The 26,698-nt window shown below is 44.6% G+C and carries 23 protein-coding genes and 1 tRNA gene; 17 read left to right on the top strand and 7 right to left on the bottom strand.

Features of this window, described 5'->3' with window-relative positions:
• Position 1: 1 nt before the first annotated feature.
• From EMP01_RS11455 to EMP01_RS11445, 3 genes are all read left to right on the top strand, one after another.
• On the top strand, positions 2-799 hold the full coding sequence (locus EMP01_RS11455) for an SDR family NAD(P)-dependent oxidoreductase (protein ID WP_129021663.1): 798 nt from the start codon (positions 2-4) through the stop codon (positions 797-799).
• A 495-nt stretch (positions 800-1,294) separates the two neighbouring features.
• Complete coding sequence (locus tag EMP01_RS11450) at positions 1,295-2,428, top strand: radical SAM protein (protein ID WP_202616056.1); 1,134 nt, start codon at positions 1,295-1,297, stop codon at positions 2,426-2,428.
• Positions 2,429-2,886: 458 nt separating this feature from the next.
• Positions 2,887-4,491 (top strand): T9SS type A sorting domain-containing protein, encoded by a 1,605-nt coding sequence (locus EMP01_RS11445; RefSeq protein ID WP_129021662.1) that lies wholly within the window; start codon positions 2,887-2,889, stop codon positions 4,489-4,491.
• A gap of 114 nt (positions 4,492-4,605) precedes the next feature.
• Here EMP01_RS11445 and EMP01_RS11440 read toward each other — a convergent pair whose 3' ends face one another.
• Positions 4,606-6,108 carry a serine hydrolase gene (locus EMP01_RS11440; RefSeq protein ID WP_129021661.1) on the bottom strand — a complete coding sequence of 501 codons (1,503 nt, stop codon included), beginning with the start codon at positions 6,106-6,108 and terminating at the stop codon, positions 4,606-4,608.
• A 51-nt stretch (positions 6,109-6,159) separates the two neighbouring features.
• A complete protein-coding gene (locus tag EMP01_RS11435) occupies positions 6,160-8,670 on the bottom strand; it encodes a cation-translocating P-type ATPase (RefSeq protein WP_129021660.1) in 2,511 nt (836 codons plus the stop codon).
• Positions 8,671-8,779: 109 nt separating this feature from the next.
• Between EMP01_RS11435 and EMP01_RS11430 the strand changes: the two genes are divergently transcribed.
• From EMP01_RS11430 to EMP01_RS11385, 10 genes are all read left to right on the top strand, one after another.
• Positions 8,780-9,403, top strand: a complete 624-nt coding sequence (locus EMP01_RS11430; protein WP_129021659.1) for a Crp/Fnr family transcriptional regulator — start codon at positions 8,780-8,782, stop codon at positions 9,401-9,403.
• 60 nt (positions 9,404-9,463) lie between these two features.
• Positions 9,464-10,258 carry a sulfite exporter TauE/SafE family protein gene (locus tag EMP01_RS11425; protein ID WP_129021658.1) on the top strand — a complete coding sequence of 265 codons (795 nt, stop codon included), beginning with the start codon at positions 9,464-9,466 and terminating at the stop codon, positions 10,256-10,258.
• 204 nt (positions 10,259-10,462) lie between these two features.
• Positions 10,463-11,878 carry an MBL fold metallo-hydrolase gene (locus EMP01_RS11420; RefSeq protein WP_129021657.1) on the top strand — a complete coding sequence of 472 codons (1,416 nt, stop codon included), beginning with the start codon at positions 10,463-10,465 and terminating at the stop codon, positions 11,876-11,878.
• Positions 11,879-11,888: 10 nt separating this feature from the next.
• The gene (locus EMP01_RS11415) at positions 11,889-12,206 is read left to right on the top strand and encodes a rhodanese-like domain-containing protein (RefSeq protein ID WP_129021656.1); all 318 of its coding nucleotides are present in this window, start codon (positions 11,889-11,891) and stop codon (positions 12,204-12,206) included.
• Positions 12,207-12,281: 75 nt separating this feature from the next.
• A complete protein-coding gene (locus EMP01_RS11410) occupies positions 12,282-12,839 on the top strand; it encodes a YeeE/YedE family protein (protein WP_129021655.1) in 558 nt (185 codons plus the stop codon).
• 15 nt (positions 12,840-12,854) lie between these two features.
• Complete coding sequence (locus EMP01_RS11405) at positions 12,855-13,346, top strand: DUF6691 family protein (protein ID WP_237559529.1); 492 nt, start codon at positions 12,855-12,857, stop codon at positions 13,344-13,346.
• Positions 13,346-14,068, top strand: coding sequence for a DUF2490 domain-containing protein (locus EMP01_RS11400; RefSeq protein ID WP_129021653.1), 723 nt, complete (start codon positions 13,346-13,348; stop codon positions 14,066-14,068). The genes EMP01_RS11405 and EMP01_RS11400 overlap by 1 nt, the downstream gene beginning before the upstream one ends.
• A 140-nt stretch (positions 14,069-14,208) precedes the next feature.
• Complete coding sequence (locus EMP01_RS11395) at positions 14,209-14,544, top strand: DUF6660 family protein (RefSeq protein WP_129021652.1); 336 nt, start codon at positions 14,209-14,211, stop codon at positions 14,542-14,544.
• A 138-nt stretch (positions 14,545-14,682) separates the two neighbouring features.
• Positions 14,683-18,990, top strand: coding sequence for a CusA/CzcA family heavy metal efflux RND transporter (locus EMP01_RS11390; protein ID WP_129021651.1), 4,308 nt, complete (start codon positions 14,683-14,685; stop codon positions 18,988-18,990).
• A gap of 6 nt (positions 18,991-18,996) precedes the next feature.
• Entirely contained in the window at positions 18,997-20,307 is a 1,311-nt protein-coding gene (locus EMP01_RS11385) for an efflux RND transporter periplasmic adaptor subunit (protein ID WP_129021650.1), read from the top strand.
• A gap of 142 nt (positions 20,308-20,449) precedes the next feature.
• On the opposite strand, the gene EMP01_RS11380 is transcribed toward EMP01_RS11385, so the two are convergent.
• Positions 20,450-20,521 (bottom strand) — tRNA-Met (locus tag EMP01_RS11380).
• A gap of 103 nt (positions 20,522-20,624) precedes the next feature.
• Positions 20,625-21,839, bottom strand: coding sequence for a MalY/PatB family protein (locus tag EMP01_RS11375; RefSeq protein ID WP_129021649.1), 1,215 nt, complete (start codon positions 21,837-21,839; stop codon positions 20,625-20,627).
• 385 nt (positions 21,840-22,224) lie between these two features.
• Here EMP01_RS11375 and EMP01_RS11370 point away from each other — a divergent pair, with 385 nt between their 5' ends.
• The 3 genes from EMP01_RS11370 (at position 22,225) to EMP01_RS11360 (ending at position 23,727) form a co-directional block, all read left to right on the top strand.
• A complete protein-coding gene (locus EMP01_RS11370) occupies positions 22,225-22,683 on the top strand; it encodes a hypothetical protein (protein ID WP_129021648.1) in 459 nt (152 codons plus the stop codon).
• A 135-nt stretch (positions 22,684-22,818) separates the two neighbouring features.
• On the top strand, positions 22,819-23,277 hold the full coding sequence (locus EMP01_RS11365; RefSeq protein ID WP_129021647.1) for a hypothetical protein: 459 nt from the start codon (positions 22,819-22,821) through the stop codon (positions 23,275-23,277).
• 117 nt (positions 23,278-23,394) lie between these two features.
• Positions 23,395-23,727, top strand: coding sequence for a hypothetical protein (locus EMP01_RS11360; RefSeq protein ID WP_129021646.1), 333 nt, complete (start codon positions 23,395-23,397; stop codon positions 23,725-23,727).
• Positions 23,728-23,779: 52 nt separating this feature from the next.
• On the opposite strand, the gene EMP01_RS11355 is transcribed toward EMP01_RS11360, so the two are convergent.
• Positions 23,780-24,580, bottom strand: coding sequence for a hypothetical protein (locus EMP01_RS11355; RefSeq protein WP_129021645.1), 801 nt, complete (start codon positions 24,578-24,580; stop codon positions 23,780-23,782).
• Between the two features lie 36 nt (positions 24,581-24,616).
• Positions 24,617-25,084, bottom strand: coding sequence for an OsmC family protein (locus EMP01_RS11350; protein WP_129021644.1), 468 nt, complete (start codon positions 25,082-25,084; stop codon positions 24,617-24,619).
• An 85-nt stretch (positions 25,085-25,169) separates the two neighbouring features.
• Here EMP01_RS11350 and EMP01_RS11345 point away from each other — a divergent pair, with 85 nt between their 5' ends.
• Positions 25,170-26,183: an XAC2610-related protein gene (locus EMP01_RS11345; RefSeq protein WP_129021643.1), complete on the top strand. Its 1,014-nt coding sequence runs from the start codon at positions 25,170-25,172 to the stop codon at positions 26,181-26,183.
• Here the strand turns inward: EMP01_RS11345 and dtd are convergent.
• Positions 26,180-26,629: a D-aminoacyl-tRNA deacylase gene (gene dtd, locus EMP01_RS11340; protein ID WP_129021642.1), complete on the bottom strand. Its 450-nt coding sequence runs from the start codon at positions 26,627-26,629 to the stop codon at positions 26,180-26,182. The two genes, EMP01_RS11345 and dtd, sit on opposite strands and share 4 nt — an antisense overlap.
• Positions 26,630-26,698: the final 69 nt, after the last annotated feature.

The raw sequence follows: 26,698 nt of genomic DNA, 5'->3' as shown, positions 1-26,698 counted from the left end.
GATGGACATACAAGTAAGGGGCATGCGTGCCCTGGTCACCGGATCAAGTTCCGGTTTAGGCGAAGCCATTGCTAAAATGCTCGCCAGTGAAGGTGCCATGGTTATTATACATGGACGTAATCGTAAAAGAGCCGAAGAAGTTGCCGCTGAAATTATAGCTTCCGGCGGATCGGCAGAGGTTGCCATAGGAGACCTTTCCACAAATGAAGGAGCAGATGCAGTAGCCGCCGCCGCATTGAAGTCAGGGCCGGTGGATATTCTGATTAATAATGCCGGAGCAACATCGCATCAGTCATGGGGTGAAGCAAGTGCAGAAGACTGGCTGGATCTGTATAATACCAATGTGGTTTCTTATGTTCGTATGGTACAACGGATTGTTCCACAGATGAAACTGCTCGGATGGGGCAGGGTCATACACATCGGTGGCGGACTGGGCATACAACCGATTAAAGAACAACCGCATTATAATGCAACGCTGGCGGCCCATCATAATATGTCTGTATCACTGGCCAGGCAGCTTAAAGAAACCGGCATCACGTCCAATGTTGTATCGCCGGGCGCCATCATCAACCCTATGGTGGAGCAATGGCTGGAGCAGGCTGCACCGAAATTCGGATGGGGTAGTGATCCGGAAGAGATCAGGTATAAAGCGGTACAGGAACTCATTCCGAATGATACCGGCAGATTCGGAACACCTGAAGAAATTGCAGGCGCCGTAGCTTATCTCTGCAGCCGTTATGCTGATTATATCAGCGGTGCGGTATTAAGAGTCGATGGGGGTACGATTCGTTGTCTGTAAGATAAAATGAATATCATAAACAGCGATTTGATAAATCGCTGTTCTCTTATTTATGTATGATAGTAGTGAAGTGCTGTGAAGACAACTGCCTGTTACTTTAGTATTTTTTGTACATTTGCATTCTTCAAACAAAATATAATAAGCATGTAAAATATAATTTCTTTCTGGCGAATAAAGACAGTGCTGCATTCCGGCACGAACTTTATGAACGTTTATGGATAGAAGTTATGCTTATTGTACAAGTCCTTTCCAATATACAGCCCAACAAAGATTTACGGTTTCAATACATATACCTGGTGTGACACACAAACAGGGTATAGTCTTGTTGTAACAAGTAGCGAACACTTCTTTTGGCTGAATATTATTCTGCGACTGTTTTCCTGCTTTCATGCGTGCGTACATTTTGTGTAAGCGTATTTATGTTTAGGCCACATAGGCACTATCCCTGACGATTCTTTATTGCCGCAAATCCAAACGAAACACTGCTTTAAAATCATGGAGCAGCAATATCTGATCAGGCTTTCTGAAAACAGGAGCTTAAATACAATATACAAAATGAACATCACCAGCTTACCCAGTCCGCCGAGTGGCGGCATATTAGAACATATACAGTCATTTCTGACCAGTAAGGATATACCCTCGTACCGCTTCAGACAGTTGGTACACGCTTTACAGCAGGGTAGCATAAACTTTGAAGATGTAAAAGAACTGCCTAAGCCCTTGCGGGAGCAATTGGTATCCCGATTCGGTATCACACCGCTGCCATTGACTATAGTGGAAAGCCATTCGTCTAAGCAGGTAGAGAAAATACTGTTTGAAACCAGGTCGAAAGCAAAAATAGAAACCGTCCTTTCTCACTACCGCAGTGGATGGACCTCCATGTGTATTTCCTCCCAGTGCGGATGCGGCCTGGGCTGTAGTTTCTGTGCTACTGCCGCGATGGGGCTGATGAAAAATCTTACTGCTGATGAAATCTGCGCACAGGTCTTTCATCCGCACTGGCAAAGAAAATTGCCCGACAGTATCGCTTTTATGGGAATGGGAGAGGCCCTGGCCAATCCTAACATATTTACAGCCATCAAAGCCTTTACCACTAAAGGTTACGGAGGTTTTTCTCAAACAAGGATTACCATGTCTACGGTTGGTTTTGCACCTCATCTGGAGCGGCTGGTCCGGGAATTTCCAAATGTGACCATTACCTTATCTGTGCATTCACCATTCCCTGAACAGCGGGCAGAACTCATTCCATTGGAAACGAAATTTCCCCTGGCAGATAACCTTGCAGTCCTGGATCAATACGTGAGCACATACAACCGCAAGGTATACCTCGCTTACCTGCTGATCAAAGATCTAAATGATACAGAGGAGCACCTGGATGCGCTGGTGGCAATGGTCAAGGCACAGTACCGGCCTGAGTTGTACCACATCAGTGTGATCCGGTACAATCAGGCATTCGGTGCCAATGCTGCTTATCAGCAACCAACTGCAGAAAAGGTTTCCATGTTTGTCGCGCAATTACAATCCCGCGGTATACATGCTACCAAAAGAACACAGTTTGGGTCCGGCATAGAAGCCGCCTGCGGACAGCTGCATGCAACTTATGAACAGAAGAAGAATCGCAGTAAATAGCTGCTGTATGAAAATGAAAGCACATCTTTTGGTGTGCTTTCATTTTCATACAAATAACCTACTATCCGCATATAGTCTACTATTTTCTTCCTCCTTTTATCCTGCAACGAAAGGACCAAAAATGACTTTGTTTTCATCAAGGCAAAAGGTAGCAATAGATATATAGGCTACTTAAATTATAATGCTAAATTTTGTTTCCTTTTAGTGGATACCCTGTTAAAAAATATTCTAGTAATGGCTCAGGTTGGATTTATTACATATATCTCTTTACGAATGTGTCAAAACCCCATATTAACGGTAGTTAAGTCATGTCATTTTTTAATTCATTTTATTTGGAATTAATGTTGGTTTGATTATTTTGTGCATTGTTCAATAAAATCACTTTCCGGTGAGATTTTTTTTTGACGCATTTTTCTTCACTCTATATAAATTTAAAACAACCAAAAAAACAACCCATTATGAACAAATTTTTCAAAGTAGCCCTGCTTGCAGTGCCATTAGGTATCGGAGCTGCAGCAGCGCAGGCACAGACATTTGTCGCACCAAATGCTTATGAACATGTATTCAACGGCAATATTGTTAGTCAGTCTGATGAGGCTTCCTGCTATTCCTTCAGAAATGTACATGGTACTACAGCATGGGGAGATGTAGATGTATATCTTGCCGGATGGGGTATCGGGCTGAGCGAGTTTACAGTACAGTTTACCAAACCAAGCGATCCTTCCAATGTAGTGTATCATGAAACATTCCGTTACGACGATGCTTCTTCTTTCCAGGTGGGTGCTGTGTATAATGCTGCTACAGGCAACACACAGATCCTGGTGGCTTATGAGTGGGCAGGCTATAAAATTGACGTGTATGACATTACTTCATCTCCTACAAATCCGGTAGTTTATAATAATACCATTACCCTTACTTCTACACTTGGATATTTCGGACACCGCATTCGCCTGGATGCACAAAGCACTGACTTACGCAAAGCGGCAGTTGTTTATGAGGATCCGTATAGCCCTGCTGGCGGCGGTATTTTTGCTAAAGCCTGTCTGGATGGTAACTGGGGTAGTACTGTGTTTCTGAATGGCAGTAACGGAGAAATCGGACCGGATCTGGCTTTAACGGAAATTGGCGGAGATACTTATGTACGTTTTGTACACCAGAATGCTGCAGGTACGCAAATCAATTCCAGCATTATCGATTTTAATGCTATATACTATGGTTTTGGTTCTGTTACACCTTTCTTTGCTGATGTATATAATCCTCCGGCAGGGATAGGATCTAAAATTGTACTGGATTGTAAAGATGCCGATGATTCTAAGAACTGGGCCTATACTTTTGCAGATCAGACACATGACAATGTAATTGTTCGTTATGATTATTATGGTACTACCGGTGATGTGAGTGTTAACTCCGGTGCCCTGGGCAATACGCCTCTTTACGGATTCAATGTATACTCTCCGACATTACACTATGGTGGTGGTCGTTCCGGCAATGATGATATTACTGTGGGTTGGTATGCCACCAATGGCAGCTATAATGGCTATCTTGCCCTGGAAATGAAACCTGATGCAAGCGGTTTCGTTGGTTATCCCGATTATTGGGAACTGCCGAACGGATCTACTTCTTCGCCATACACCAATCTGCCTAATACGGGTATTGCGTTCAGCAAATCTGATATAGACCTGACGCCGGATTTCATGTATGCGGTTTATTATAATCGTGATGCGAGCAGCACCTACCTGGACGAGCTGCACCATGCCTTCCATAAATGGGGTAATGTAGTGTTTAAAAACAATGTTACTTTAGATTTAGGAGCAAATACCGTATATCCTAACCCATTCTCTGATGTATTGAACACTACAGCAACATTGAATGCGCCAGGAACAGTACGCCTGGAGCTGGTAGATATTACTGGTCGCATAGTAGCACAACAGGAAACCAAGACTGATAAAGGAACCTGGCCTATGCAACTCAGCGGATTGCAGCATGTGATTGCCGGAACTTATTTCCTAAATACCATGGTAGATGGTCAGCGTGTGAATACAAGAACGGTTATCAAGAAATAATAACGAAGTATACACTATTTATGTAGTGCCTTAATTATAAAAGGGGACATGTAATACATGTCCCCTTTTTATTTTTTACTGTCGCCATGTGAAAGGCAAATCCGGTACAACTGATTATTTCATTTCTATATCAATAATACGCTGGCCATCTGCTCCAAGGTATTTCCTGATCAGTGGTGCATACAGTTGTGCACCATTATCACCGTTGGTAAAGATCAGTAATCCCTTTTGTGTTTTGGGTAAGAGAAATACAATAGTACGCACACCATCATCCGATCCACCGTGAGATAAGGCATAATTTCCGTCGCCGAGATCATAGATTTCAAACCCCAGGCCAAAGTGTTTCCCTTTTTCACTGGCTACCTGCGGGGTGATCATTTCCTTAAACACAGTGCTGCTCAATCCTGATCCGTTCAGTACACTGAGCAGAAATGCTCCATAATCCTCAATGCTTGTCATCAGATCATCTGCGGCATTGGCTGTTCTGTTCTTTACGATATCATAAGCCTTCCCGTTTACATCATAACCAATTGCCAGACGGGCAGTATCTACTGCTTCGCTCCAGGTATAACGGGTGTCTTTCAATTTCAGGGGAGTAAAGATCTGTTCCCCGGCCAGTTGTTGTAATGATTTACCGAACTTCTTTTCCATAGCCCTTCTCAGGTATTCAAATCCCTCTCCGGAATACTGATATTTTGTTCCGGGATCAAATTCAAATTTCAGTTTCTTGTCCGCATTATTCCAGCGCCAGTTCGGTAATCCTGTCTGGTGGCTAAGCACTAATCTTGTGGTCAGCAACTTCGCCCTGGGATCAGTAGCAATATCAGGATCCGTCCAGTACTTGGTCAGTGGCTCATCCAGGCTCCATTTTCCTGAACTTACCAGCTTTAAGGCAACCAGTGCCGTAACCGGTTTGGTCAGTGAAGCGACATTAAAAATGGTATTGTATGGTGCTGCATTTCCTGTCGATCGCTCGCCGAAAACTTTTATCTGCTGTAGTTTTCCATTTTCAATAATGCCGATGCCCAATGCCGGAACATTATTGTCCTGTAGCCATTTTTCTATTGCTGAATCCTGCTCTGGGAGTGCATTATCGGTAATTACTGCTTCGCGTACATGCTCAAAGCTATATGATTTAGCCAGCTTCCATACGCCATTTTCCAAAAGCCATAGATGAGAGAATCGTGCAGAACCCCCAATGCTTTCCGGTTGGCCTTTTTGCTGCTCATAAAATTGGTGCACCCCATTCTGAATAGCGCCATATACAGCACCAGGGTTGCCGGGATTATATAATGCAAATATCTCGGTAGTTCCTGCTAAGAGCTTCCTTCTGGCCTGGTACTGCTCTGTATCCTTGCACAGACCTGTTCTGAGATCAGATAAGAATTTTTTCCGGTCTGCAATGCCATTTTTATCATGGTAGAATTCAAAATTATTACTCAGCAATTGTTCAAACTGTTTGATGTCGCAATGATTGAAGCCTACATCAAACAGCAGGCTGTCTCTGGATAAAATCGTTTTATATAGTGCTGTATTGTTCCCGACCTGTGCATATGCAGTATAGGTAAGCAGGAATGTACCAATAGCAGTAAGGATTTTTTTAGTGTTGCTATTCATAATGTTTAGGATTGATAATGCCGGATAGTCTATAATCCTGATGAAGCCTGATTACTGATGTTTAGTCCGTATCCTTTTGATCAGCTTATACAGCTCCATCCATAATACAGAAACACCGGCGATCAGTGCAGACAGGCCTAGTGCCTGCAAACTTAAGCCGCTTACTTTAAAGAAATTGGCAAATGGCCTAAAATATAATATTGCCAGCAACAGGATTAATGTTAGGCCGTTAATAGCTATAAACCATCGGTTCTTATTGCGGAAACTGGTAAATATGCTGTAATAAAAAGACCTGTTGACCAGGCTCAGCAGAATATTAGCCAGTAAAAGCGTAGTAAATACCATAGCCCTTGTCTCTGCTTCGTTGCCACCGTTGTGTATTGACCACTGATAGGCTGCTAACACACCAGCCGTAATCACCAGGCCCTGGACTATGCTGATGCCCAGTTCGCGCAGGTTCAGGAATGTGTCAGACATTGCGCGGGGAGTAGATTGCATCGCGTTTCGCTCCATAGGTTCGTTTTCGTACACAATAGAGCAGGTAGGTCCCATAACCAGCTCCATAAAGATCACATGTACCGGTGTGAAAATCTGGGGGTAGATCCAGCCAAGGAATAATGGCAGGGATACGGTCAGGATAATGGGTATGTGAATGGAAATAATATAACGGACCGCCTTTTTGATATTGGCATAAATTCTCCTTCCGGCGGCAATACCGGTAATGAGCTTAGCCAGATCATCATTGGTAAGGATCAGTGCTGCTGCAGATTTGGCGATCTCTGTTCCTTTATTGCCCATAGCCACACCGATATGCGCCGCTTTTAAAGCAGGACCATCATTAACCCCATCGCCCAGCATAGCCACCACTTCACCATTTTGTTTCAATGCGTTTACGACCGCAAGCTTGGCTTCAGGAAACATGCGGGTAAATAAAGTGCTTCGGGTAGCATACTGTGTCAGCTGCTCTTCTGTGCAGTGGATGATATCTGTTCCGTTCACCGCAGGATTTTTATTTATAATGCCTGCCTGCCGGAGAATAGCCGCTGCAGTGTCTTCATTATCGCCGGTAATCACTTTTATTTTGATACCCGCATCATAAATACTTTTAAAAACCTCTTGTATGCCTTGTTTCGGTGGGTCCTGGAATACCGTCAATCCTAGAAAAGTGAAGGGTAAGTCCTGTTGTTTTTCCGGAAATATTGTTTGTGCAAAATCACTTAGCGCCACACCCAGTACCCTGTAACCCTGCTGGCCAAATGTTGTAACCAGGTTCCTGATTTTCTGCTTTTCGGTTTCGCTTAAGGCAGATACTTCCAGGATTGCTTCCGGTGCACCTTTGGCGGCAATGATCCTTTGCTGTGCGGTATTGGTAAATACATGCGTCATCATAGGAGGCTTACCTTCTAGCGGATATTCATGAGATAAATGGTAGCTGCTTCTCTGATCTGTTTGCTGCGTTTGTTCGTATATCCGATGAATTGTTTTTTCCATAGGATCGAACGGCACCGGCTCGCTGCTCCACATAGCGTAGGTAATCAGTTGCGATAAGGCCTCTTTATTAAAATCCTGTTCTTCGTAAGTGCCGTCTGTATGGTAATCATACAGATACTTCAGCTGCATTGTGTTTTCGGTAATAGTGCCCGTTTTGTCGGAACAGATAACCGTTGTACTACCGAGTGTTTCTATGATACTGCTTCGTTTGACGATAATGCCCTCCCGCATCAGCTTCCACGCACCTAAGGCCATAAATGTGGTAAAGGCCACCGGGATTTCTTCTGGTAAGATAGACATTGCAAGGGTTAAACCATTGAGCAGACTACCGACAAGGTCTCTGGTCTGGTAATACTTAACTGCACAAACCAATAGAAATATGAGCAGTCCGGCAATCGCCATGACCTTAATGAATTTCCGGATCTGAAGTTGCAGGGGAGAGGTAACCGTTTTAATGCCGGCAATAGAAGAGCCGATTTTTCCGATGCGGGTTTCTTTACCAATATGCACTACCTCAAATACGGCAATACCCGATACTGTTACGGTGCCGCTGAATACTTTATTGTCTTCGGATTGAGTATCTTTGAATATTGAAAAACTTTCTCCGGTCAGGGAAGATTCATTGACCGAAAAGTCGGTACTGTACAGGATCTGGCCATCAGCATTAATGGTTTTCCCCTCTTCAGTAATGCAAAGATCACCAACTACAATCTCATGAGTAGGAATAGATATGACTACCCCGTTCCGGATCACCGTACTCAGTGGCTCATTGATCGCCTCCAGTGCCTCCAGTGCTTTTTTACTGCGATTGTCCTGGTAAAAAGAGATTGCAGAGACTGCAATAAGCGCAACCAGCATAAACACCGCTTCTCCGTAATTACCTGTAACCAGGTATATCAGGGCTATGGCCATCAGCATGATCAGCATAGGTTCTTTCAGGATGTCTGTCAGTATATGCAACCAGGTATTGGCTTTAGCAGCCTCCTGCCGGTTATATCCGTGCTGTGTCCGGGATGCTGTTACAGCGCTATCTGTCAATCCTTTCAGCTGGCTGGGGATATTGTAGGACATGCTTGTCGTTTTTCAGGATAAATATAGCAATAATTCCGGGATGGTAGTTGTATAAATACCGTATTGCGGCATTGTATGTAGTAGTAATGTAAACCTTTATATTTGTCAGATGGAAAATCTGGAGCAAATAGAAGAGTTTAAGTCTTCGCCGGAGCTGGTAGCAAAGTTATATGCGAATAGCATACACAAAAAGTATGAAGCCGGCAAAGTGATTTTAAATGAAAATGCACATATTCGGTCTATTCCAATTGTGATAAAAGGCACATTAAAAGTAATCAGGACAGAGGATGATGGCAGAGAGATATTGTTGTACTATATAAAGGCAGGTGAGAGCTGTATCATGTCTTTTCTGGGCGGGCTGCACCAGGAAACCAGCAAAGTCAGGGCTGAGGTAGAGGAAGAAGCGGATATTTTATTTCTGCCCATGGATAAGGTTTCCCTGTTTATAAAGGAATATCCGCAGTGGCTCGATTACATTTTCCGGCTATACCACAAGCGCTTTGAAGAATTGCTGGAAATCGTTAATGCTATTGCTTTCAAAAAAGTTGACGACCGGCTACTTTCCCTGCTGAAAAAGAAATCAGAGCTGACACAGTCCAGGATAATCTCCATAACCCATGAACAATTAGCTACAGAGCTGGGTACAGCCCGTGTAGTGGTATCGCGCCTGCTCAAACAGCTGGAGGAAAATGGTGTAGTGCAACTGGGGAGGAACAGAATTACAATTATGTAACCAAAGTAGCTGTATGCATTCTGAAATTGACGAATCTTTGCGGTCTTAATTTTAGCAAAAATGTATTTAGCAGGTTACCTGGCTGCCATACTGATTGGCATATCTCTTGGACTGATCGGTGGGGGCGGCAGTATTCTTACCGTTCCGGTTTTAGTTTATTTATTTGGCACAGATACTGTGCTGGCAACTACTTATTCACTCTTTATTGTAGGTATTACCAGCCTGGTTGGTTTTATTACTTACATCAGGAAAGGACTGGTAAATTTTAAGATGGGCATATTTTTTGGTATTCCCTCTATTGCAGCGGTATTGCTCACCCGGAAGTATCTAGTACCGGCCATCCCTGCAGAACTGTTCCATCTGGGCACATTCGTCCTTACCCGGAATATGCTGCTGATGCTGCTATTTTCCATACTTATGATTTTTGCCTCCATCAGCATGATAAAGAAAAAGAAACCTGATGCAGATAGAATGAAGTCAAGCCCGATACCACTCTTTTCTGTATGCTTACAAGGTATAGGAGTAGGCACTGTAACCGGCCTGATCGGTGCTGGTGGCGGATTCCTGATTATACCAGCGTTGGTCAATATGCTTAAGCTACCCATTAAAACAGCTGTGGGTACCTCATTGTTTATTATATCCATCAATTCCCTTATCGGCTTCTCTTTCTCTTTTCAAAGCCATCCTATAGATTGGCACTTTTTATTAATCATTTCCAGCATTGCTATTGCTGGATTACTGGTCGGGAGTTTTCTTTCTTCCAGGATTGACGGCGCAAAGCTGAAACCCGCTTTTGGTTGGTTTGTATTGATAATGGGTATATATATACTTTTGAAAGAAGCTGTGTTCAAATAATCGGCAGGGCCAATAAATTTTATAATGCCGGATGTGTAAGTCCAGTTCAGCGATCTGTATAGTACAGATCGCTTTTTGTTTTCATCAAAGTGACAGCCGGTTGGGATGCAGAAAACCGAGTAATAGGTATATGTAACAAAAGTAGCTGTATAGGAGTGTTGGTAACCGGAACTTTGCTGCATAAAATATTTAAACGAGTACATTATGTTTTTTCAGCACATTTATGACAAGAGTCTAGCCCAGGCCAGCTATATCGTTGGATGCCAGAAAACCGGTGAAGCAATAGTAATAGACCCGAAAAGAGATATTGATACCTATCTCGATATTGCCCGGCAGAATCAATTGCGCATTACGCATATTACGGAAACACATATTCATGCCGATTTTCTTAGCGGTTCCAGAGAACTGGCTGCTGTGACAGGAGGTAAACTCTATCTTTCCAATGAGGGAGGACCGGACTGGCAGTATGCATTTGACCATGAGGGTTTGTACGACGGATCTGTTATTAAAGTAGGTAACCTTAGTCTTGAGGTGATGCACACCCCGGGACACACCCCGGAAAGTATCAGCTTGCTGCTCACAGATCATCCGGCCAGTGATAAACCCGTAATGATCTTTACAGGAGACTTTGTATTTGTTGGAGACATTGGCCGTCCTGATTTATTGGAAAAAGCAGCAGGGCTGAAAGGCACTATGGAATCCGGGGCGATGAGCATGTATCAGTCACTGGAACGATTTGCGGCATTGCCAGAATATATTCAGGTATGGCCGGGACATGGTGCAGGGTCTGCCTGTGGTAAAGCGCTGGGGGCAGTGCCCGGCACTACAGTTGGGTATGAAAAGATCCGCAATTGGGCCTTTCAGCACGATGAGGAGCGCGCATTCATTGATTATTTATTATCCGGCCAGCCCGAGCCGCCGAAATATTTTGCCATGATGAAGCAATTAAATAAAACAGACCGTCGATTATTGATTGAGGTGCCCCAGCATGCAAAGCTAAGTAAGGAGGCCTTTCTAAAAGCATACCATGACGGCATAAAAATTATAGACACCCGTAATAAGCAGGTATTTAGTGAAGGCTTTATACCGGGCAGTATCAATATACAAGGCAATAATTCCTTTGCGACCTGGTGTGGATGGCTTATAAATTATCAGGAACAGTTTATCCTGATCGCAGATGATACACAGATCGAAGACCTTACCCGCAAGCTCATGCGCATAGGCCTGGATAATGTATATGGGTATATATCTGATGTGCACGAGTCGGGGATAGAATTAAGCCAGGCACAAGTAATAGATTTAGACGCTTTCAATGCTTATATCGGTAAGGACACTGTACAGATTGTAGATGTGCGTGGCCTAAGTGAATATCAGGAGGAGCATGTGCCGGGTGCCGACCATGTATTCGTCGGTACGTTACAGGACAATCTGGACAAGATAGACCGGAATAAACAGGTCGTTATTCATTGCCAGGCAGGTGATCGCGCTGCAATTGCTTATTCTTTACTGATCCGTAACGGATATACCAATGTCAAAAATTATTCCGGAGGCATGAAAGAGTGGATGGCCGATCGTGCGCAAACGCATTCCTGTGCTGCCGGAGCTTGTATTAATATGTAAACAATATATCATGGGATTATTTTCTTTTTTAACTGGAAACAACAACAATAATGAGCAGCTGGTACAGGCCATCAAAGATGGCGCATTGCTCGTAGACGTGCGCAGTCCGGCAGAATTCAGATCTGGCAGTGTGACGGGCGCAATCAATATTCCGCTGGATACAATCACACAACAACTATCCCGGTTTAAGGGCGCGAAAAACATCGTTGTTTTTTGCCGCAGTGGCAACCGTAGCCGCATGGCAGAGCAAATACTGAAACAAAACGGCTACACAATGGTCATTAATGGTGGCACCTGGCAGCAGGTACGCCAGGAGCAGAGCAACTAACTATTTTCTTCGTGTACAACAGCAAGTGCAATCTGAAGGATGTCTCTTGCTGTTTTTTAATTCAAACAATAAATAATGCTATCATTCTTAAAAGACCCCTGGCCCTGGTATGTTGCAGGGCCGCTGATTGGCTTAACGGTGCCCTTACTGCTTATTCTTGGCAACAAATCTTTTGGTATCAGTTCCTCACTGCGACATATCTGTGCAGCCTGTATTCCTGCCGGTATACCATTCTTTAAATATAACTGGAAAAAGGAAGTATGGAACCTGCTCTTTGTATCGGGCATTATTATAGGTGGTGTACTCATACACCAGTCGACACCCGTGGCAGTCAATCCTGAACTGGTCAAAGAGCTTGCCGGCTACGGTATTACCGATTTTAATCAACTCGTGCCGCAGCAATTATTCAGCTGGCAGTCCTTATTTACCTTACGTGGCGTAATCATTATGGTACTGGGTGGTTTCCTGGTTGGCTTTGGCACCCGATATGCAGGAGGCTGTACCAGCGGACATGCTATTATGGGATTATCTAATCTGCAATTACCCTCACTCATCGCTACAATCAGTTTTATGGTGGGCGGTTTTGTGATGGTCAACCTGATCCTTCCTTACATCCTCTCTCTTACTATTTAAATCAATAAAATGTCAATGCTCAATACAGAAAAAGACCTTGAACTACGTTCGCAGGATACGATATGTGTCAATGAAAGCCGATTGCAGCACAAGTGGTATCACAACATCAAATACCTGATTGTGGGTATACTGTTTGGAATCGTATTTATAAAGGCAGAAGTCATCAGCTGGTTTCGTATACAGGAAATGTTCCGGCTGCAATCTTTCCATATGTACGGTGTTATTGGTAGTGCCGTACTGGTTGGAATGATCTCCGTCTGGATCATCAAAAAAATGGGTATCCGCACCATCTATGGCGAGCAGATAGTGCTGCACCCAAAGCAATTTAATAAAGGCCAGATTTATGGCGGCCTTATCTTCGGCCTGGGCTGGGGTATAACCGGAGCCTGTCCCGGTCCGCTGTTTGCCCAGATTGGTACAGGAGCAACTGTAATTATAGTGACCCTCTTAAGCGCCGTTGCGGGCACCTGGGTATATGGATTATTGAGAGATAAATTACCACATTAATGTCCTGCAAGGCTATAAAGATCATACTTGCAAGTATCTCCATCTTCATCGGTACACCACAGCGAACAGCAGCACAGGGTCATTATAATGCATGGATGCGTATGACCCTGAGTATTCCGGTCAGGAATAAAATCAGTACAGATGTGGAACTACAGCACCGGCGGCAGAACAATTTCGGCGGCAGTAATATGTTTGATGAAAACCTGATGTACTCTTTCCGGACCTGGATACATTACCATTACAACCAGAATATGGTGTTTTCCGTGGCCCCTGTAGCCTGTCTGTACAATTACAAAATGATCACAGATCAGTCTGGTGTACATGCGCCACCGGCAAGAGAGTATCGTATTGCTGTTGCTGCGGATATAAAACGACCGCTGAGCCCTGAGCTATCCATTGCAAACAGGACCGGGCTGGAGCACCGGATGATACAGGGCACAACAGCAGTGCTAAGGGCCAGAACACGCTTAGGCATAAAATATGCGGTCAATAAACACATTAAAGTGGGTGCGTATGATGAATTATTACTGAACGTACAGGGTGCCGGTATACAACATTTGTTTGATCATAACCGTATGAGTGCAGGAGCAGAGTACCAGTTTAATCAAAAACTAAGAATGGATATCGGGTATATACATATTGTTCGTTTACCTCAGCGTGCAGAACAATATGTGAGGGAACAGGATCTTTACCTCAATCTTACCTATACACTGATCCGGTAGCCGGCAAAGTTTTACCCCTTTGCGGGTGTGTAGCAGATAGACTGTCTTTCTGTTGCACACCGGCAGAGGGGTATATTGATTATAGGCAGATATGTTTTTTGCAATAGCATTGCATTCCTTTTTTCCTATATTTGTACCTCATGTATTGGTTAAAAGTCATATGGGCTATCTATCTCGTGGTACTGTCATTCGTACCCTGCAGCGATGCAGTGAATCGCTGTGCAGATAGTGCAGATACACATAAGATCAGTTTAACTACCGAGCATGACCACCAGGAAGACAGTGATGACAACTGTACTCCTTTTTGTCACTGCACCTGTTGCAGCATCAGTATTACCCTTACCGATAACAGGCTGGTCCCCTTATTTGAAAGGGCACTTCCTCATTTTGCTACCCCAAAAGTCTTTATCAAAGATTACTTCCTGCCCTCCGGTTACTTCGGAAATATATGGCAACCGCCAAGATTAACTGCATAACATTATTGTTTAAGGTATTTCGTTTGTACGGGCTCTATTGAGATAATAGTACCTGGCTTCGTGTATCCTTATCATTTTGCTTATTGTGCCCCGCGCAGTAAGCCGGTATTTATTGTTAAGCAATTAATCAAATACATTGTGTTAGATCGTGTCATAAAATTCAGTATCAAAAACAAGATCATCATTGGTGTGATGACTTTACTGCTCATTATCTGGGGCTTGTGGAGCGCTACAAAATTACCTATTGATGCTGTGCCGGATATTACCAATAACCAGGTACAGATCCTCACCACCTGTCCTACGCTGGCAGGGCAGGAGGTAGAACAATTGGTCACCTTCCCCATAGAGCAAAGCATAGCCACTGTGCCCGGAATTGAAGAAACGCGCAGTATCTCCCGTTTCGGACTTTCGGTGATCACAGTGGTATTCAAAGAAAACGTAGACATATATTTTGCCCGGCAACTGATCAATGAACGCCTTAAAGAAGCCGTCGACCAGATACCAAAAGGTGCAGGTACGCCGGAGCTCGCTCCCGTCAGCACTGGCCTTGGTGAGGTATATCAGTACATTATACATCCAAAGAAGGGCAGCGAACAGAAGTACGATCCCAAAGATCTGCGTACGATGCAGGACTGGATCGTGGCCCGGCAGCTGTACGGTACACCTGGTATCGCAGAAGTGAACAGCTTCGGCGGAGAGTTGAAACAATATGAAGTAGCCGTAAACCCGGACCGGCTCCGGGCTATGGGGGTAAGCGTACCAGAAGTATTTACCGCCCTGGAAAAAAATAACCAGAATACCGGCGGAGCTTATATAGATAAAAAGCCCAATGCCTATTTCATCCGTGGCATAGGTCTGGCAACCTCTCTGGATGATGTCCGGAATATAGCCGTAAAGACGACCGGGGCTGTACCCGTGTTTATTAAAGATGTGGCAGAGGTACGCTTTGGTCATGCTGTGCGTTATGGCGCACTGACGTATAATGGTGAAGTGGATGCAGTAGGTGGTGTTGTTATGATGCTGAAAGGAGAGAACAGCAATGAAGTGGTGAAGCGCATTAAAGCGAAACTAGCCACTATTCAGCATTCCCTGCCCGATGATGTGGTGATAGAGGCCTACCTCGATCGCACAGACCTTGTGGGCAGAGCAATAGGAACGGTGGAAAAAAACCTGATAGAAGGAGCATTGATCGTGATCTTCGTGCTGGTATTATTCCTCGGCAACTTCCGTGCAGGACTCATTGTGGCATCTGCTATACCATTGGCTATGCTTTTTGCATTAGGCATGATGAATGTCTTCGGTGTCAGTGCCAACCTGATGAGCCTGGGTGCTATTGATTTCGGTCTCATTGTAGACGGTGCCGTGATCATCGTAGAAGCCACCATGCATCACCTGGGGCTGCGCAAATCGGTACGCAGATTAAGCCAGCAGGAAATGGATGAAGAGGTTTTTGTCTCAGCCTCACGCATCCGCACCAGCGCTGCATTCGGAGAGATCATTATCCTGATTGTATACATTCCCATTCTTACATTGGTTGGGGTAGAAGGCAAGATGTTTCGCCCGATGGCGCAGACCGTAGGCTTCGCCATCTTCGGTGCATTGATCTTATCGCTGACCTACATCCCCATGATGTGTGCCTTGTTCTTATCTAAAAATATAAGCCATAAACGCAACTTCAGCGACCGGATGATGGATGGGTTGCAGCGCATCTACCAGCCTTTGTTGCAAAAAGCCATAAAAATTAAATATACCATTGTCGGCATTGCAGTCGGGCTGTTTGCCTTGTCTGTTTTCTTCTTCAGCCGCATGGGCGGAGAGTTTATACCGCAGTTGCAGGAAGGTGATTATGCCTTTCACTGTATCCTGCCGCAGGGTAGTTCACTGAGCCAGAGTATAGAAACCTCCATGCAGGCATCAAGGATCATCAAACAATTTGATGAAGTGAAAATGGTAGTGGGTAAGACCGGGGCAGCAGAAGTGCCTACCGATCCTATGCCACCCGAAGCCTCTGACCTGATCATAGTGCTGAAGCCGCAGAAGGAGTGGAAGTCGGGTCGCAGTTACGAGGAATTGTCCGATAAGATCATGGAAAAACTGGAAGTGATTCCGGGTGTATTCTTTGAGCAGAACCAGCCGATACAGATGCGTTTTAATGAACTCATGACCGGGATCCGGCAGGATGTTGCGGTGAAGATATTCGGAGAAAATATAGATACGTTATCTGCTTATGCCAAAAAGGTAAGTGCCATCATTCAGACTGTAGAAGGGGCAACGGCACCGCAGATTGAAAGGGTGAGTGGCTTGCCGCAGATCAATATTGAATATGATCGTACACGCATTGCGAATTACGGGCTGACGATACAGGATGTCAATGATGTAGTGAGTACTGCATTTGCGGGCAAAAGTGCAGGACAGATCTATGAAAACGAACGCCGCTTTGATCTGGTCGTAAGGCTGGACAGTGCCCATCGCAGCAGTATAGAAGATGTCAGTAACCTTATGATCCCGACCAGCACCGGAGTACAGGTCCCGCTTGCGCAGGTCGCTACTGTAAGGTATAAGCTGGGCCCGGCACAGATCAGCCGCGAAGCGGGCAAGCGCCGCATCGTGATCGGCTTTAATGTTTCGGGAAGAGATGTACAAAGTGTGGTAAATGATATCCAGCAACAATTAGGAGCAAAGGTAAAATTGCCCTCCGGTTACTACTTCACCTATGGAGGCCAGTTTGAAAATCTTCGGGAAGCCAGCGGTCGCCTCATGATTGCAGTGCCCGTATCACTGTTGCTGATCTTTATGCTGCTGTATTTTACCTTTAATTCGCTGAAGCAGGCCAGTCTTATTTTTACGGCTATTCCGATGAGCGCCATTGGTGGTGTGTTTGCGCTGATGTTGCGTGGAATGCCTTTTAGTATCAGTGCGGGTATTGGTTTTATAGCCTTGTTCGGAGTCGCAGTGCTGAATGGAATTGTGCTGATAGGTACCTTTAATCAGCTCCGAAAAGATGGTATGGAAGATATTCATGAACGTGTGAAAGCGGGAACCATTGCCCGTTTGCGCCCGGTATTGATGACCGCAATGGTAGCCTCTCTGGGCTTCCTGCCCATGGCGATCAGCACCAGTGCAGGAGCAGAGGTGCAGAAACCGCTGGCTACTGTAGTGATCGGTGGTTTGGTGACGGCTACTTTACTCACCTTATTTGTCCTTCCGCTTCTGTATATCATTTTTAATTCAAAAGTTAATCTTAAAACAGGTATGATGAAGTCTGTTGCCACCGCATTACTGCTGCTGATCAGCATCACCGGTGCCTCTGCGCAAAAGCGGGTCAGTATCGAAGAATTGCTGCATAAAGCTTTGAGCAATAATCAGCAATTGAGTATTAATGAAAAAGAAATCCGTAGTGCAGGTCTTAATGTCAAGACTGCAGCAGATATACCTAAAACAGGTGTATTTGCAGAGAACGAAGATCTGCGGCCTTCAGATCATAAGGGTATCCTAAAGATCGGTATTGCGCAAAGTATTGCCTGGCCAGGTTTGTATGCGGCCAGGCGCGAGTACCTTCGGGAGCAACTGAAGTATGCCGAGCGTAATAAAGATGTATTGCAGACCGTGATCAGGAGAGATGTGCGTAGTGCATATTACCAGCTCTGTTACCTTCAGGATAAGGAGTTGCTCTATTTTCAGTTGGATAGTGTCTATACCAATCTTGCCGATGCCGCATCTGTAAGGGTTCGCGCGGGAGATGCTGCAAAACTTGATCAGATCTCGGCAGAAACAAAACAACATGAGCTACAGGCGCTTCTGGAACAGAATAAAAGAGAGATAAACCTGCAGCAGATGCAATTGATGATACTGCTCAATGAAACAGTGCCATACATGCCATTGTTTAAGCCTTTAGAAAGGTTGTCTCTACAGTCTTCAGATCGTACCGAGCATTCGGTCATTGCCTTGCAACGGCAAACTGTAGACATCTCATCAGCTAATATCTTGGTGTACAAAAACACTAATATGCCCGAGTTTTCTGGCAGGGTGTTCAGTCAGAGACTCTGGGGGGCGCCTGATCCTTTTACAGGCTTTTCTGTTACCGCTGCAATTCCTTTGTTCGGGGCTAATGCAAACCGTAATCGCGTAAAAGTTGCCACTGCGGAGAAAGCTGTACAGGAGGAGCAACTGGCCTACCAGGAGCAAAAGTTTGAGGTGCAGAGGGCTGCAGCTCTTATTGAATTGGATAAGCATAATGTCCTGTTGAAATTTTATGAACAATCAGGACTAAAGCAGTCGGAGGAAATCATTAGAGCAGCAACACTCAGTTACCGTTCCGGTGCCATCAGCTTCGCAGAACTAAGCCAGTTCCTCAGTCAGGCCATTGGTATAAGACAGAATTACCTGGATGCACTGAATCTCTACAATCAGGCTGTAATACAAATCAATTACTACGATAATAAATAAGATACTATGAACATTCAGATAAAAATATTGCTTGCAGCATGCAGTATCATACTGCTCAACAGCTGCGGTGAACAGCATAAGGAAGGCGATGGACATACCCATGGAACAGCGGCAAAAGCGGCTGCACCGGAGAAAGAACCCGCACACGAAGAACCAGTGCAAACTATTGCCAGTCTTACTGCTGAGCAGATAAAGGCCGCCGGAATTACTTTAGGGAGCATTGAACAGAAAAACCTGACCGCATCCATAAAAGCAAACGGTGCGCTAAGGGTGCCTAATAATAATAAAGCCAATGCCACTTCTCTGTATGGGGGAGTGATCAAAAGCCTTAAGGTGCAAATGGGCGATTATGTCCGCAAAGGGCAGGTGATTGCCACGATAGAAAATCCGCAGTTCATACAATTGCAGGAAGAATACCTGACGATCGGCAGCCGTATAACCCTTGCAGAGCAAGAGTTACAAAGACAGCGGGAACTGACGGAAGGCAATGCCGGTGCGCTTAAAAACCTGCAAAATGCAACGATGGAGTTGAATACCTTGCGTACGCGTAGATCCTCCCTGCAAAAACAGATACAATTAATGGGCATTAATCCATCTTCTGTTCATGCATCCAACCTGAGATCTGCGTTGGTCGTGACCAGCCCTATAAATGGTACCATCAGTAAAGAGTTTGCTACTATAGGCAGTTATGTCGATGTGTCTTCTCCTGTAGTGGAGATTGTGGACAATGGCCTGCTACACCTGGACCTGCAGGTGTTTGAGCGGGATCTGCCCAATATCAAAGTAGGCCAGATTGTATTGTTTACCCTCACCAATAATCCACAGACAACCTATACTGCAAGGGTGTATAATATTGGCTCTTCTTTTGAGAATGAGAGCAAGACCGTAGCCGTACATTGTACCGTAACCGGCAATAAGTCTGGTCTGATCGATGGTATGAACATTACCGGCATGGTAAGTATCAATAATCTCCTGACCTCTGCTGTACCTGCCGAAGCAATTGCAGAGGCCGATGGTAAATACTATATTTTTATCCGGACAGCAAAAGAAGCTGAGGCACATGATGATCATGGTCATGCCCATGATGAAAGGGAGAAAGGGCATGGGCATAAAGATGAGCCGGCCGCTGCGGCACATGCCGAAAGCCAGGGTAGTGGTATGAACTTTGAAAAAGTAGAAGTACTGAAAGGTACTACAGATATGGGTTATACCGCTATTACACCGGTAAGGGAATTGCCTGCGGGTACAGAAGTTGTCGTAAAGGGAGCGTTCTTTATTAATGCAGCGATGAGCAATACCGGCGGGCATGAGCATTAACGCCTGCCTGTGGCGATGTTAGATTAAAGTACAAAGCAGATAAGACATACTTATCTGCTTTGTACTTATTGGGTAATCCGTAAGAATTGATCCAAAAGAAAAACGGTGATTGTAAAGACATTTACAATCACCGTTTTATTTGTAGCGAGGGCTGGAATCGAACCAACGACCTTCGGGTTATGAGCCCGACGAGCTACCGCTGCTCTACCTCGCGCTGTGTGGGTGCAAAGGTATGGCATTGTTTTTAGAAAAGTAACATTTAATTAAAATGATTTGAGATAATTATTTTAACCATATCAGTATATACTGAATTGTTGTTAGGATATATGCTGCTGTATAGCATGTATGATCCGCTTCAAACCCTCTTCCAGTAAGGATCTGGGGCAAGCCAGGTTTAGTCGTATATAACCATCTCCGTTATCAACAAACATATTACCGCCCTCTAGTAATACCCCTGCTTCTGTAGCAAAGAATTCGGAAATATTGCTGTATGGAATATGTGGTATATATGCCGAAAAGTCAATCCAGGCAAGGTATGTAGCATCTGGTATGTTGAAATTACATTCAGGCAGATAGGTATTTAGTTGCTCGGATAAATACGCGAAATTGCCGTCCAGGTAGGCTTTCAGCTGTTCGAGCCAGTCTTCACAATGCGCATAAGCAGCCTGTACTGCGGCAACACTTAATGGAGATAAAAGGTCGAAGTACAGTACCAGCCACTGTTTGCGGACCTGCTCATCCGGGATAAAAATATGAGACATCAGGTTGCCGGCCAGGTTAAAAGTCTTACTGGGCGCGGTACAGGTAATGATGCGTTCATTTTCGGGAAATAGTTTTGCAAGCGGTGTATGACGGATACCTTTACGGAGCAGGTCACAATGAATCTCATCAGAGATCAGCCAGATATTGCGCTCCTGGCATATTTCACCGATTTTACGCAGTTCTGTTTCTGTCCAGACCCTGCCAGTCGGGTTATGGGGATTGCAGAAGATAAATACTTTAATGTTTTTTTCAGGATCATCCAGTTGCTGTCTGATATCTTCAAAATTCAGTTCGTAAGCATTATTTACCCACATCAGTGAACTGTAATACACTGTACGGTTGTTGATATCTCCTGCCGTTTTGAATGGGGTATAGGATGGCGTATTGATCAGGATACTATCTCCTGCGCCGGTCAGCAGATTGACTAAGCGATTGAGTGCAGGCACTACACCAGGGGCGGTGACGATATGATCGGTATTGATTGTCCATTGATACCTTTTCAGGAACCATTGTTTCAGGGTATCGAAATAGGCGGGATCAAAGATCAGGGTGTAGCCCAGGATCTGTCTGTCCAGTCGGGCTCTGATCGCATCCAGTATTTCCGGAGGCGTTGCAAAATCCATATCCGCTACCCACATTCTAATATATTCTTCTTCTTTAAACGGGAAAGGTTTATCTCCGTTGGTGTCAAACATATAGCCTTTCCAGCCTTCAAAGCTGACACTGTTTGTGCCTTTGCGATCAATGATCTCATCGAAATTATAGTGCATAATATGAGCTTTCAGATAAAGGAGTAAAAATAAGGCTTAAATGAACTATAGGTATGGTATATATCATATTTGATTTATGATATTATTTATTGCAGAATGGGGTAAATGTTGAGTCATTATTATATGTACTGCATTGTATACCTGCATTGTATATTTTTCACATTTGTGTAATTTATTTTTTAAAAATGTTCTTTTTTTTGAAAAATCATTTTAACTTCAACTTCTCAATTGTGTGAATAAAATAAAAATCTTCTCTGTGAACAGAACGGGCAAAGCCGAAAACCCGTGGAAACGAGTAGGCATTATTCATCACCCGAAAAACCAGTTGCCTTGTAGCTGGCCGGTATAGCTAAACAAAAATTTTTTACTCCTTTAAATTTTAGTCATGAAAAAGTTATACTTCTTTTTAGTAGCAATGATCCTACCAGTTGCTATGTGGGCACAAATGCCATCGGCGTACAGCCTGAGAGTACTCAATCAAACGCCATGGCCTCAGCAATATGTTATATTTGGTGATGAGATTTGCGGACCTTGCGGATCAACTTACGCCAGCGTTACATTGACTATTGCACCGATGAGTACTATTACCTATCCTAATAGTACACCATTGGGCGGTAGTTATCCTCCAACAATGAATAAAGGAATCGTAGGGGCTAAGATCCTGAACGGACCAATTGTATGTAGCCCTGGTGGCGGTACTGTAGGCCAGCCTCCTTGTGGTTTACCACCTTCATATGGTTATGTTACCATAGTGCCGGGTTGTACTCCTGCCGGACCTACCAAAGCAACATGGATACCTGCTCAGAACTGCGAGCTTCCTGCGCAGCTGATTTTCCAGCCATAATGACCAGATATTTCAAATTTGGAATTAGTGTATATGGAAACCTCATGCTGTGAACAAAACGGGCACCACCGATTGCCTTGCAATGTACCGGTTTAATACACACTATTTTTACACATTTAACTCCTCTAAATTTTTATGAAAAAGTTATATTTCTTTTTGCTGGCCATGATCCTGCCAGTTGCTATCTGGGCACAGGCCCCATCTGCATACAGCCTGCGTATCCAAAACCAGACCCCATGGCCACAACAATGTGTGATATTCGGTGGGGAAGTGTGCGGACCTTGTGCTTCGACCTATACCAGTGCGACCATTATGGTTGCGCCTATGACCACCCTTAGTTATGGTAATAGTACAACCCTTGGCGGTACGTATCCTCCTTCAATACCTAAAGGAATTGTGGGTGCTAAAATTCTGAATGGCCCGGCTGTGTGCAGTCCTGGTGGTGGTACTGTAGGACAGCCTCCTTGCGGACTGCCTACTACTTATGGTTATGTGACCATACTGCCTGGTTGTAGTCCTGCCGGACCTACAAAAGCTATCTGGGTACCTGCTACAAACTGTCAGAGTACTGCACAGCTCATATTCCAACCTTAATACTTAAGTAATATCTATTGCAGCCTTGCTGCAGTGTATATGGAGACCGCGCACCCAGGTGCGCGGTTTTTGTTTGTATTTTGTCTCCTCTCTAATATGTTGAAAAGTCTGGCCATTATGGCATTCTCATTATGTTCTGTTACTGGTATTGCTTTTGCCGGCCAGCCAGAACAGCCTGTGATCACCGCTTCAGGAACGGTTAATGCCTTTCCCGCATTGCGCAATGTAAATGTGCCAACTACGGCTTTTGCGCACAAAAGAATTTCCGATGTGGCACCGATCCTTATCGGAGGCTTCTTGTATTTTGTATCCGAGGATGAGCGTAGCTGCTTTATGAATCAAGTGGTAGATACGAAAGATCCGCAAGGATTAACCTGGTCTTATTATTTTGACCAGGCACAGGATGTACAAGTGTCTTATGATGTATACACTTGTGAAGCCGTAAAATAATTGCGATAAATCTTTTGAATGTACAATGGAGCGAATGATTTCGCTCCATTTTTTATCCTCCGTTTTTCTTTTTATACTGTAACATCAGGTACTTGCTCTTCTGCTGTATGGCTCTGTGCAAGGCTTTCCAGTTGTGGTCAAATGTTTCATGATAGGTTTGCGGGTCGGTTTCATCACCGATATCTACGGGGTAGTATGCCGTAGCTTTTGACTTTACCAGTTTGTCCTGTGCATTTGCGGGCATGGTATACACAATCTGTTTGAGCTCTTTGGCATCCAGGCCATCGCTATCTCCGAAATAAGTAAGGTAAAACTCCGGTTTGCCATCTTTGTCTGCATCCTCAATAGCACAGAGATTCAGGACATAATCGGGCCAGTACACTACGTTGCCGAAATCTTTGAACTGTACCCGTTCTATACTTTGCCCGCCAGGTTGCTCTTGTAATACAAAAGCATACAGCCTGTCTTCCCGCATGATGCTGGTATCTATCGCTTTGCCTTTCATGTCGCTATGTTGGTGGCTTCCTTCTTCCACTACCCATTTGCGGTTGGTGAAATCATAACGCTCCGCCACCGCTCCGTCTTTATAATCGATATAGCGGGTTGATGATACTGTGATGCGGTTAAACACAAAACTGAAATTACCAGATGTGCCTGTGTAGCGCAGGATCAGCTCTGTAGTGCCGTACTGGTCAGCCTTATAAGCATAGGGCAGGCCGCTGGCCTGTGTATAGGCGGCGGCTTTTGCAGGCAGATAAGACGCTATCGTGGTTTTGCTTTGCTGGGCAATAGCATTGGTACCTAACAGAAGTACAGCAGGGAAAAGGGCGGCTAGTCTTTGAGAATATACCATCTTTTTATAATTGTTGTAATGCAGTATAGGACTACATTACGGAGTTTGTATTTTAGGTTGTTGCGTCACCGGAAAATTGACCGAACGGGCAATGAAGCAGGAGGCATGTGCCTGTTCATGCAGGGCATACGCTTTCGGAATCATAGATTCTTCTGCAACAGTAACCAATGGGTATAGTGTTGCAGCCGTAAATTGCCCTCCGCCTTCCACCTCATCCATAGTAGCCTTTGCCTCATCTTCATAAGCCAGTACAATGATGCCGGCATCGGCACAGAGGTGCAGGTACCACAGCATATGACAGGAGGAAAGCGAGGCCAGCAGCAGTTCTTCTGGATTGTGTTTTGATGCGTCGCCCCGGAAAGCCGGATCAGAAGAGGCCGCAATAGGCGCCTTACCCGGAAGGTCTATCAGGTGACTGCGTTCATATTCGCGGTAACTACTGGTGCCTGTACCATTATTGCCGGTCCAGGTAATATGTGTCTGGTATTGATGATGAGTAGCCATAGTATTGATGATTATCTTGAGTGAGGTATGTATTCAAAAATAAGTAAAAAATACTGTAGTTTGCAGGGTGTAAATACTCCTGCATATGCACCGTATCCTTATCATCTCATGTTGTATTCTGGCTGGTCTGCAGCAGGTTGCCGCACAGACAACTTATAAGATTGATCATTTTTCAGATCAGTATTATGCCAAAGTATTTATTAAGGATACCGCAGAAGTATTCAGCCCCGGCTGGGTTGCTGTATACAACCTCCAGGATAAGGAATTACTGAAAGTGGAGTCGGAAGAACTGGCCTTAGAACTGCATGACGGCAAAGTTGTAGCTAATATCCGCGAGTTACCATATGGTGAACAAAGTGTAGTGCAGTACCTGGATGTAAACTTTGACGGCATCAAAGATCTGGCTATTGAAGATGGCCAGAACAGTTGCTATCACGGACCTTCTTTCCAGATATACCTGGGACATAAAGGAGGGTTTACCCATAGTCCAACATTCACCCGCCTGGCACAGGAATACTGTGGTCTGTTTGAAGTAAATGAAGCAGAAAAAAGACTGTACACCATGACTAAAAGCGGTTGCTGCTGGCATCAGCTCTCTTCGTTTGAAGTAGTCAATAATACGCCGGAAGAGCGTGAAGTGGTAGAAGAGGATTTTTCAGGAGGACGCTATCCTTTCGGGACCCTGACCCGCAGGCACTGGGATGGAAAGAAGATGCAGACTACTGTAACTGAGATTGTTTCTATAGATGAGGTGGCTATTCGCTTTGCTTTTACGGTAGAGAAGAATGATAAACTGCTCACTTTATTCTTGCAGGATAATACGTTGTATTATGCCTTGCAGGATAAGGAAGAAAGGGTAGAGTTGTCTTATCCGGAATCGGCGGGTACAGCAGACTTTACTTATAATGTCAAAGACAATACCCTGCAGTTTAAAAATAAAGGTGCTACTTATACCATTTATGAACAGGGTAATCAATGTGGCGTCCGTATTCTGACTGGGGGTAAAACCTATGACTGGGCCGGCCGTGCAGACAGCCGGAAAGGCCGGCTGAAGCGTATTGCAGAGGAGCTGCCTGACAATGTAAAACTGGTTCGCTAGGCTTGCTTGCTATCTATAATAATCGTTACCGGACCGTCATTAATTAAGCCCACCTGCATATCGGCACCGAATATACCGGTGGCAACAGGTTTATCCAGCAGGGCAGCAGTGGCGGCACAAAACTGTTCATACAAGGGAATAGCTGTCTCCGGGCGGGCAGCCTGTATAAAAGATGGGCGGTTGCCTTTGCGCGTAGCAGCCATCAGGGTAAACTGGCTTACGATCAGTATCTCTCCATTAATATCTTTTACAGAAAGGTTCATTAAACCCTGTTCATCACTGAAGATGCGGAGCTGTACCAGTTTCTGGCTCAGGTAGCGTATATCATCTTCCGTATCATCTGTACCAATACCAAGTAGAACCAGTAGTCCCTGGTTGATGTGGCTGTGCTGTTTATGATCAATGGTAACGGACGCTTCTTTTACCCTTTGTACTACTAGTTTCATGTTTATCTGTCGCTTACTATTCGGTTCTGTTAAAAGTAGTATTTTTGCCGTAACAACAATAGGAGGATT

The organism is Edaphocola flava, from assembly GCF_004118155.1.
Classification (GTDB): Bacteria; Bacteroidota; Bacteroidia; order Chitinophagales; family Chitinophagaceae; genus Edaphocola; species Edaphocola flava.
Note: the sequence above shows the minus strand (reverse complement) of the source record. Positions and strands in the feature narration are given on the sequence as shown.